We start from the raw sequence: 10594 nt of genomic DNA on the forward strand, positions 1-10594 counted from the left end.
CCCGTCCCCCGCGGGCCCCGGCGCCGCGGGAGGCGCGCACCGCGCGTCCGCACCGGCTGCCCGGCGGGTGGGCGATCCGCTCGCGTGACCTTCCCGGCCGGACGTCCCGTCGGCGCCTCCGTCCACCCGGCCGCGCACGACCGCCCGCCTGCTGTGGCCCGCGCTGTCAGCGGGGCGCCCGCCGACTGCCCCGCTCGGCCCGCACGGCCATCCGCCTGCCCCCGTCCAGACCCCGCATCGGTGGTCTGGGGGGCCGGGCGGTTGCCAGGCCCAAGGGTCACGGGGCCTGTGGGGGCGGGGTGCCGGTGGTGGGCGGGAGCGTGGGTTGTGCAGCTGGGGACAAGGGGGCGCAGAGGGGGGTGGCGGTCGCTGGGTCGGAGGCGTGGGGGTCGGTGGGCGGGGGCGTGGTCGAGGTGGCGCGTTGGCCGGAGAGGAGGGGGCGGAGTGCGCCGGAGAGGTCGGCGGCGCAGTCCAGGGGGCCGGCCTGGAGGTGGCTGGTGACCAGTTCGGCGCGGTGCAGGCGGAGGTCCTCGCGGTCGAAGTGGAAGCGCAGCTCGCGGCGGACGGTGAACAGGGAGGCGTTCGCCGTGTCGGAGCCGGGCGCGGCGGCGGGGCGGACGACGTAGACGAAGGTGTGGTCCGACGTGACCTCCAGGACGCCGGGGCTGGTCTCGGCGACGCGGAGGCTGCCGTGGACGCGGACGGCGGGGTCGGCGAGGGCGACGCGGGCGGGGTCGAAGCGTACGAGCCAGCCGGCGGTGGCGTGGCGGCCGTCGGTGGACGGGGCGTCGGTGCTCCGGTCGAACTGGGCGAGCTGGTCGGGGTCCAGGAGCAGCCGGACGGGGCGGACGGTGCCGCCGGTCAGGACGTCGGGGTCGAGGGAGGACTGCACCAGGTAGTCCTTGGCGGTGCTCAGGGCGGCCATGACCTGGCCCTCGGAGAAGTGGGTGGTGCGCCGGACGGGCGGCAGGGTGACCCCGGCGGCGCCGGAGCGGTACTCGGCGGCGGGGCTGTGGGCGTACAGGTCGGCGGGGCGGCCGCCGGGGACGGCGCCCTGGGGAACGAGTGGGAGGAGGGTCATACGGAGCGGCTCGGCGCGCTGGTCGAGCGGCGGCGGGTAGGCCTGGCGGGAGCCGAGGTGGACGGCGGCGGCGAAGACCATCGCGACGACGAGGACGAGGAGCAGGGCGCCGGCCCGGGATCCGCGGCGGCGGCCGCCGGGGCCGGGGGGCTCGGGGCCGGGTCCCCCGTGGTGGGGGCGGTCGCGGACGGGCCGGGTGTGGTCGTCGAGGCGCTCCTGGGCGGAGAGTTCCTGGAGATGGGCAGCGCGGACGAACGACTCGTCGAAGACGACGGACCGGTACTCGTCCTCTCCACCGCCGGGGAGCCCCTCCGGTGTGCCGTCGGGCGTCCCGTCGGGCGGGTCGACACTCCCTGCCATACCTTGAGGGTAGGTCTGAGGGGGCTGCCGTAAACGCCGGGCCGGACGCCAACTTGCCCGTGCGTCTCTACGGTTGGGACGGCGCGTCGGGGGTGAGGAGGGGCGGCGGCGAGTAGTCCGGGGTCGACGGGGCGGAGGCCGTGGTGTCGGCGGGGTCGCTGGTGGGGGCGATGTCGGTGGTGGCGGGGGCGGGGATCTGGTCGTCGCGGTCGCCGGACGAGCTGCGGTACACGGCGGTGAAGGCGAGGGCGACCATGCCGAGGCCCATCAGGAGGGCGACGACCCAGGCCACGGGCCGGTACCAGCGGGAGACCGGCCGGTAGGGGCGGAGGCGGCCGCCGTACGGACCATAGGGGTCGTACGGGTCGGGGGCGTCGTCGCCGGGGGTGTACGGGGGCGGGTCGTACGGGTCGCCGTCGGGGCCCGGGCCGGGGCGGCGGCCTCGGGCGGCGTCCGCGTCGGCGCGGGCCTGGGCGGCGGCCACGAGACGCTCGACCGCGGTCGGCTCGTGGAACCTGGCGGCTCGTACGAAGTCCTCGTCGAACACCACGGGGGCGAGGTCCTCGTCCGCGCCTCCGCGGTCGTCGTCGGGCTCCCAGCCGTCCGGGAACGGCCTGCCCCCCACGTCGTCCGGCACGTGTTCAGAGTAGACCCGCGGGACGGGTTCGGGCAGGGAGAGTGCGGAACCTCCCCCTGCCCGATGCCGGTCCGAAGCGGGTCGGCGCGGTCCGATTCGGGGCCGACGCCGGGGCGTGGTTACCGGGTGTGACCGTCGCCCGTGACGATGTACTTCGTGGAGGTGAGCTCAGGAAGGCCCATGGGGCCGCGGGCGTGCAGCTTCTGCGTGGAGATGCCGATCTCCGCGCCGAAGCCGAACTGGCCACCGTCCGTGAACCGCGTCGAGGCGTTCACGGCGACCGTCGTGGAGTCCACCAACTGGGTGAAGCGGCGGGCGGCGGCCTGCGAGGTGGTGACGATCGCCTCGGTGTGGCCGGAGGTCCAGAGCCGGATGTGGGCGACGGCCGCGTCCAGGGAGTCGACGACGGCCGCGGCGATGTCGTACGAGAGGTACTCGGTCTCCCAGTCCTCCGCGGTCGCCGGGACCACCGTCGCCTTGGAACCCTCGGCGTAGGCCTGGACCCGCTCGTCGGCGTGGACGGTGACGCCCGCGTCGGCGAGGGCGTCCAGGGCGCGCGGCAGGAACGCGGCGGCGATGTCCTGGTGGACGAGGAGGGTCTCGGCGGCGTTGCAGACGCTGACGCGCTGCGCCTTCGAGTTGATCAGGATGTCGACGGCCATGTCGAGGTCGGCGTGGGCGTCGACGTACACGTGGCAGTTGCCGGTGCCGGTCTCGATGACCGGGACGGTGGACTCCTCGACGACGGTGCGGATCAGGGAGGCGCCGCCGCGCGGGATGAGAACGTCGACGAGCCCGCGGGCGCGCATCAGCTCCCGTACGGAGTCGCGGGACTCGCCGGGGACGAGCTGCACGGCGTCCGCGGGGAGCCCGGCGCCGCCGACCGCGTCGCGCAGGACGCGCACCAGGGCCGTGTTGGAGGCGTAAGCGGAGGACGAGCCGCGCAGCAGGACGGCGTTGCCGGCCTTGAGGCAGAGGGCGGCGGCGTCCACGGTGACGTTGGGGCGGGCCTCGTAGATGATGCCGACGACGCCCAGCGGGACGCGGACCTGGCGCAGGTCGAGGCCGTTGGGGAGGGTCGAGCCGCGGACGACCTCGCCGACCGGGTCGGGCAGCGCGGCGACGTGGCGGACGTCGGCGGCGATGGCCCGCACCCGCTCGGGGGTGAGCGTGAGCCGGTCGACGATGGACTCGCTGGTGCCCGCCTCCCGGGCCCGGGCCACGTCCTCGCCGTTCGCCTGGACGATCTCGGCCGTGCGGACCTCCAGGGCGTCGGCCATGGCGAGCAGGGCGTCGTCCTTGACCGCGCGCGGAAGTGGCGCGATGTCGGCGGCCGCCCCGCGGGCCCGGTAGGCGGCCTGGGCGACCGGGGACAGGTCGTCGTACGGGTTCATGGAGGGAGAGGCGGAATGCGAGGTCATGCCCGCAGGGTAATGCGATCCCCGCGGGCACCCCTCATAGGTCACGCTCCGTCCCGGTCCCCGAGACGCAGCGGAACGCTCCTGCACCCGCTCGGCACGGGTGCGCGCCGCTCAGTACGGGTGCACGCCGACCGGGGCCGCGGGCGGCGGGCCGTAGCCCTCGGCGATGCGCTGGTGGTAGGTCTCGCGGTCGATGACCTCCAGGCCGACGATCTCCCAGGGCGGCAGTTGGGCGCTCTGCCGGTGCTCGCCCCACAGACGCAGGGCGACGGCCGCCGCGTCGTGCAGGTCGCGGGCCTCTTCCCAGTACCGGATCTCGGCGTGATCGTTGGCGTACCGGCTGGTCAGCAGGAAGGGATGGTCGTGGGCGAGCTGTTCGAGCGCTCGCCGGACCTCCTTCAGCGGTGCTTCCTCGCCGGACACGCTGAGCGTGATGTGCCACAGCTTGGACACCGGCCGGTCCGGTGACGCGTCACCCTCGCCCGCACCCGTGCCCGGGCCCGTGCCGGTGCCGATGCCGGAACCGATGCCGATGCCCTTGCCGGCACCTTTGCCGATGCCCGTGCCGTTTCCCGTGCCCGTGACCGTGCGGCTGCTCGTGCCGACGCCCGTACCGGTGCCGGTGCCGGCGCCCGTACCCGTGCCGGTCGGGACCTGGGTGTCGTCGAAATCGGCCCCGGCCTCGACACTCGTCAAGGCACGTTCGGTCGTCCCGCGGGGCCCAGCCCCTGGGCGCGCTCGTCTCACCGGCGGCCTCCTGTTGATGCGTTGTCGTGCTGTCACCCCGCCTTACCCCCCAGACAAAGTTGACCAGCCCTGAGCGCTGGATGGGGCGGTTTTGGTAAAGGTCTCCGACGGTTGACCCGACTTTCAGCCGTTCCAGGGGTGCAGAACGACCAGATCGTCCCTGTGTACGACTTCTCTCTCGTATGCCGGGCCCAGTTCCTTGGCCAGCTCTTTGGTGGAACGTCCCAGGAGCTGCGGGATCTCCTTCGCGTCGAAGTTGACCAGACCGCGGGCGACGGGGCGGCCGTCGGTGTCGCGCAGCTCGATGGGGTCGCCCGCGCCGAACTCGCCCTCCACGGCGGCGATTCCGGCGGGCAGCAGCGACTTCCTGCCGTGCACGACCGCCCGCACGGCACCCTCGTCGAGGGTGAGGGCCCCCTGCGGCGCCGACGCGTGGGCCAGCCACAGCAGCCGGCCGGCGGAGCGGCGCCCGGTGCGGTGGAAGTACGTGCCGGTGTCCCGCCCCGCGAGGGCGTCGGCTGCCCGGCTGGCGGAGGTGAGGACGACGGGGATGCCCGCCGCCGCGGCGATCCTGGCCGCCTCGACCTTGGTGACCATGCCGCCCGTGCCGACCCCGGCCTTGCCCGCGGAGCCGATCTCGACGCCGGCCAGGTCCCGGGGCCCGTGCACCTCCTGGATACGGGACGTGCCGGGCCTGCTGGGGTCGCCGTCGTACAGGCCGTCCACGTCGGAGAGCAGCACCAGCAGGTCGGCGCGGACGAGGTGGGCGACGAGGGCGGCGAGCCGGTCGTTGTCACCGAACCGGATCTCGTCCGTGGCGACGGTGTCGTTCTCGTTGACGATCGGGAACGCGCCCATCGACAAAAGCTGGTCGAGCGTCCGGTAGGCGTTGCGGTAGTGGGCGCGGCGGCTCATGTCGTCGCTGGTGAGGAGCACCTGGCCGACGCGTACGCCGTAGCGGGCGAAGGACGCGGTGTAGCGGGCGACGAGGAGGCCCTGGCCGACGCTGGCGGCGGCCTGCTGGCGGGCGAGGTCCTTGGGGCGGCGCGTGAGGCCGAGCGGGGCGAGTCCGGCGGCGATGGCTCCGGAGGAGACCAGGACGATCTCCCGCGCACCCGCGCCCGCACCGCCGCCCGTACCCCCGTCCTCGCCCGGGCCGCGCACCTTGGCCAGTACGTCGACCAGCGCGTCGACGCGGTCCGCGTCGAGGCCGCCTGAGGCGGTGGTCAAGGACGACGAACCGACCTTGACGACGATCCGGCGGGCTTCTGTCACGTACTGCCTTACCACTGTCACGTGGCGAATCTATGCCAGGTCGGGCGGTCGGTGCGCGGGCGTTTCATCCGGTGGACCGGTTTCTGGACATGCCGCGGACATGTCCAGAAACCGGGCCGGGAGCCGGGGCCGGGGCTCTTCCAGAAACCGGGCCGGACACCTTCACGAAACCGCTCCCGGGCCGTCCTCAGCCGACGGCCGTCCTCAGCCGACAGCCGTCCTCAGCCGACGGCCGTCGTCTCCGCCGCGTCCTTCTGCGTCTCCGCCGCCGCGCCCGGCCTGCCCTCCGGCTCGGCTCCGAGTGCCGCGCCGTCCTCGCGGTCGAGTTCACCGATCCGCTGGCCGGCGAGCCGCTGCGCGACGCCCGCGTTGCGGGCCTCGGCCTTGGCGGTCAGGGCGCGCACGGCGGCGTTGAACCGCTCGATGGACGTGGGCTCGTCGGGCCCGAGCAGGTAGCGCTTCAGGCCTCGCCGCTCCTCCGCCTGTGCATCGGCGGCGGGGTCGGCCACGGCGGCCAGCAGTTCGCCGAGTTCGGCGGCGCTGTTGGAAAGGACGACAGCCGCCCGTACAGCGGTGTTCTGCCTCTTGAACTCCTCCTCGCCGACCTCGGCGGAGTCGGTCACGGCGTACGGCTTGCCGCTCGCGATGAAGTCGGAGACGACGCTGGAGATGTCGGAGACCATGCCGTCGGATTCGTTGAAGCAGTCGTACAGGCGCGGTTCGGAGCCGGTGACGACCTTGTGCTCCCACCAGCCGGACGAGCGCCAGTAGGCGTCGTTCCACTCGGCGCGCAGCCGCTTGATCTCGGCGAGGCGGTGCGGGTCCGCGAGCGAGACGCGGGAGGTCTCGGCCTCGTCGGTGCCCTTGCGGCCGGGGGTGCTCAGGGCGGCGAGACGGGCCTCGATCCTGGCCAGTTCGGCGCGTGCGGCGGCCTGCCCGGGCTGCGCGGCGGCGGCCTCCTTCGCCCAGCGCGGGTCGGTGGCGCGGCGCGCGGCGGCCTCCGTGACCAGCTTCTTGATGCGCTCGTCGACGGCCTTGGCCTTCTTGTCGACAAGCCCGGTGAACGGGTGCGGCTTGTAGATGACGCGGACCGGCGGGTCGGCGTTCAGCAGCCGCTTGACGATGTTCTCGCCGGCCAGCAGCAGCGAGGTGTTGCCGGGGTTGCCGTCCCAGCCCTCCCAGGTGGGGGCGTACAGGATCGTCGGGATGGGGTTCTTCGGCGTGCCCGTCCAGCGCTGGACGCCGTCGAGCTGCGGGCGGCCCACCTCGACGATGTCCTCGTCGCGGACGCCGACGTCCGCGAGGGCGTAGCGGTCGCGGCCCGCCTGGCCGGCGGTCCACACCTCGTCGTACACCTTGGAGAACGGGTTGACGCTGGCGAGCTTGTCGCTGTCGCCGTGACCGATGAAGACGTGCTTGCTGGTGGGGACGCGCAGCATGTGGATGTTCTTGCCGACGTTGGCGGCGTACAGCGTGACGCGTACCGAGGAGAAGTCCCGGGCCATCAGATGCTGGCCGCCGGGGATGCACAGCACGGGCACGGAGGTGTCGCCGAGCTTCGCGACGAGCTCGCGCTCACGCATGATGATGATCGGGCGCCCGTCGACCTGCTCCAGGGCGTCCAGCCACATGTTGACCTGATAGGCCGAGTCACCGCCGCCGGAGAAGTAGAGCGCGACGGTGGGCTGGTACTCGCGCAGCCACCCGTCGACGGCCTTCAGGACCGCGCCCGCGCCCGGGACGCGGCGCCTGCGGCGCATGTACGGGGCGAGCAGCGCGATGTAGAGGACGCCCAGCACCAGGGTGGCGGCGACACCGGCGTACGCGACGACCGCGCGCCCGGTCAGGACGGCGGCGACGACACCGGCGACGGCCGGGACGTCGAGGTGCAGCATCTTCTCCGCGGAGCGGTGCAGCAGCGCCCGGGGCGGGGCGTCCGGGATGCGTACGGCGTGCAGGTCGACGTTGCGCGTGACGACCGGCATGGTGCGGCGCAGCCGGATGAACGCGGCGAGCGCGCCGTGCGGGGCCTGGAGGCCGTAGAAGAGCAGGAAGCCGGCGACCGCGGCGTAGAACACGGGCCGGTCGGCGAGACCTTCGCGGGCGAGGAGCAGGATCAGCAGGAGCTGGCGCAGCAGGAAGCGGATCGGCAGACCGGCGCGCACGCTGTTGAGGCGGTTGACGAGGTAGCTGCGCTTCTGGTGGAGGTACCAGTCCGCGGCGTATGTCACGGCACCGGCGGCCGTGAAGAGCCAGAGGTTCGGGATCAGCGCGGCGAGCATGACGCACGGATAACCGAGTCCCAGGAGGACTGCCGCGGACAGCTCTGCCCCACTGCCCACGCGGGCCAGGCGAATAGCGGTCGAAATCACGTAGAACCTGCTCCAGACGGGGATGCCGGTCGTTTCACAAAGCCGGTTGTTTCACAAAGGCGTTGGTAAGACGTCGATTCCGTGAAGGTGGGGCTTCACTGCGCGGGCCCCTGCATTCGCCGTTCGGCGATCATGCAGGGGCCCGGGAATTCACATCCAGTGAGTATTACACATCTTCCTCGCGGTCGAGGACGGCGGCGAGCGCCTGCTCGAAGCCGGAGGCCTCGCCGGCGGCACGGGTCGGGTCCTGCTGCCGAACGTCGATGACATGACCGGTCAGTTCGGACAGCAGCACGTCCAGGGAGGTCCGCGCGACGGCCTCGGAGGAGAGCAGCGATCCGGCGGGCTCCTGGCCGAACGCCTTGGTGCGCATGGGCGTCGCGGTGCGCTCCGGGTTGACGCAATTGACGCGGATTCCGTCCGCCGCCCATTCGTCGGCGAGTGCCTGCGTGAGATTCACCATGGCGGCCTTCGTGGACGAATAGAGGCTGTACTCGGCGCGGCCGCGGGTGTAGCTGGAGGAGGTGTAGAGCAGGAGCTGTCCCTTGCTCTCCACCAGGTACTTGTACGATGCACGCGCGATCTGCACAGGCGCGAGGTAATTGACGTTCAGCGCTTCCTGGATGGTGGCGGTGTCGGTCTCCGCGAGCTTGCCGATGCGCAGCACTCCGGCGGTGTTGATGACGTAGTCGATACGGCCGGTCTCGGCGTAGGCCGTGGCCAGGGCCTCCTCGACGTGTTCGGGGTTCTCGACGTGCGTGCCGGTGGTGGAGCGGCCGAGGGCGTACACCCTCGCGCCGTACTGCTCCGCGATGCGGGCGATGTCGGCGCCGATGCCGTACGAGCCGCCGAAGACGACGACCGTCCTGCCGGCGAGCCGCTCGCGGTACGCGGCCTCGTCGGCCTGCGCGGGCGCGGCGGTGGAGGCGAGCTGGAACAGCTTGTCCGCGATGAAGACGTCGACGGGCTGCGTGACCTTCATGTTGTACTCGTCGCCCGGCACGACGTGGATCGGCACGTCCGGCAGGTACTTGAGGACGACGGAGCAGTCGTCGGTGGCCTGGAAGTTCGGGTCGCCGGCCGCGATCTCGTACGCCCTGCGGATCGTGGAGAGCTTGAACGCCTGCGGGGTCTGGCCGCGGCGCAGCCGGGAGCGGTCGGGGACGTCGGTGATGAACTCGCCGTCCTCGCCGTGCGTGCGGGTCACGATGATGGTGTCGGCGGACGGGATGGCGACGTCCACGGCCTGGTAGCGGTCGAGGGCGTCGACACAGTCCTTGATCACGCGCTGTGACAGCAGCGGTCGGACGGCGTCGTGGAAGAGGACGTTCAGGTCCTCGCCGTCCGTGAGACCCTCGCCGAGGGCGCGGATGGCGCGCTCGGTGGTCTCGTTGCGGGTGGCGCCGCCCTCGATGATCTGGGTGACCTTGGCGAAGCCGGCCTTGGCGACGATCCGCTCGATGTCCTCGACGAATCCGGGCGCCATCAGCACGATCACGTCGTCGACACTCTCCGCCTGCTCGAAGATGCTGAGCGTGTGCTCGATGACGGCCTTGCCCGCGATCTTCAGGAGCTGCTTCGGGATGGCGAGCCCCACGCGCTGGCCCGTCCCCCCGGCGAGCACGACGGCTGTGGTGCGGGTCTTGGCTTCACTAGGCGCGGACGAAGGCGCAGACACAGGACGACCTACCTTGCTTGGCTGGGGGAACGGGCTGATGGTCGCACTCTCCGTGACCGAATCGCAAGGTGGCCATGGCGGGGCTCGCGGCGGTGCGACACCCGATGTTCACCTGCTGGTCAGGGGCGGTGGGTACGGGCCGGGCGAGCCTCTCCCGGAGAATCCCCGTGACGGACATCACTTGTCCTGGACGTTTAGGACGAGATCGTCGGCCGCGCTGAAGAACACCTTGACGGTGACGCGGTCCTGCGACCTGCCGGAGAGCTTGCGGACCGCGGCGCGGACCCTCCGGAGGGGCCGCTTCTTCAGCAGGTCCACCGGCGGGTACGGCTGGAGGGTGCCCTTCTCGACGACGTCGTCGAGGAGGCGGGCCACGCGGGCGGGTTCGGCGTCGGGGGCATACCGCACCCACAGGTCCCACACATCGTGCGGGTCGTGCTGACGGTCGGCGGGTGCGGTGACGGGGAAGGTGAAGCGGTGCCCGCCGTCGGGGAGCCGGGTGCCCCGGTACGTGAGGTCGAGCGGGTGGCCGCCGCGGCGGCGGAGCAGCAGGGTCGCGGTCTCGGCGCCGGCGGCTCCGGCACCGCCGTAGAGGCGGGTGGTGAGGGTGATGTGCCGGTCCTGCACCTGGATGTGACCGGCCTCGGCGTGGACCTCGCGCACCCAGGACCGCAGCGTGAGGACGCCGCCCTTGGTGTACGGAACGAGGTGCCGGACCGGCGCGTCGGCGGCCTGCCGCCCGGCGGCCCGCATCGCGCCTCGCTGGTCGACGGCGCGGGCGGCGAGCGGGAGGGGGGCGCCCGGGGTGACGCCCGCACCGTCGGTGGCGGCGGTGCCGTGGGCCTGGACGGCGCACGGCCACACACCCTCGGCCAGGTCGGTCCCGGCGGGCACGGTGGCGACCCCGGTCCCGTCGAAGGGGAAGGCGCGGCCGGCGACGGTGAGCCGGGCGCCGGGCAGGGGCGTGAGGAGCCTCATGGTGAGGGTGCCGTCGTCGCCGACGACACAGTCGGCCACGGGCTT

At 72.7% G+C, this 10594-nt stretch carries 7 protein-coding genes and 1 pseudogene; all 8 read right to left on the reverse strand.

Translation table 11 applies throughout. The annotated features are described in order from the left end of the window. Positions 1-277: 277 nt before the first annotated feature. A complete protein-coding gene (locus tag HTZ82_RS05495; RefSeq protein ID WP_175408135.1) occupies positions 278-1441 on the reverse strand; it encodes a hypothetical protein in 1164 nt (387 codons plus the stop codon). Positions 1442-1508: 67 nt separating this feature from the next. Beyond that, on the reverse strand, positions 1509-2078 hold the full coding sequence (locus tag HTZ82_RS05500; protein ID WP_309235318.1) for a hypothetical protein: 570 nt from the start codon (positions 2076-2078) through the stop codon (positions 1509-1511). 119 nt (positions 2079-2197) lie between these two features. After that, the gene (locus HTZ82_RS05505; RefSeq protein WP_175408136.1) at positions 2198-3499 is read right to left on the reverse strand and encodes a glutamate-5-semialdehyde dehydrogenase; all 1302 of its coding nucleotides are present in this window, start codon (positions 3497-3499) and stop codon (positions 2198-2200) included. Between the two features lie 111 nt (positions 3500-3610). Next, on the reverse strand, positions 3611-4246 hold the full coding sequence (locus HTZ82_RS32020) for a hypothetical protein (RefSeq protein WP_175408137.1): 636 nt from the start codon (positions 4244-4246) through the stop codon (positions 3611-3613). Between the two features lie 123 nt (positions 4247-4369). Continuing rightward, positions 4370-5521: a glutamate 5-kinase gene (gene proB, locus HTZ82_RS05515; protein ID WP_175408138.1), complete on the reverse strand. Its 1152-nt coding sequence runs from the start codon at positions 5519-5521 to the stop codon at positions 4370-4372. Positions 5522-5742: 221 nt separating this feature from the next. Continuing rightward, complete coding sequence (locus HTZ82_RS05520) at positions 5743-7893, reverse strand: hypothetical protein (protein WP_309235319.1); 2151 nt, start codon at positions 7891-7893, stop codon at positions 5743-5745. Positions 7894-8059: 166 nt separating this feature from the next. After that, a complete protein-coding gene (locus tag HTZ82_RS05525; protein ID WP_175408140.1) occupies positions 8060-9571 on the reverse strand; it encodes a bifunctional cytidylyltransferase/SDR family oxidoreductase in 1512 nt (503 codons plus the stop codon). Between the two features lie 177 nt (positions 9572-9748). Beyond that, positions 9749-10594, reverse strand: a pseudogene (locus tag HTZ82_RS05530) (glycosyltransferase family 4 protein); the annotation flags it as partial.

The organism is Streptomyces sp. TRM64462, assembly GCF_013362995.1.
Lineage (GTDB): Bacteria > Actinomycetota > Actinomycetes > Streptomycetales > Streptomycetaceae > Streptomyces.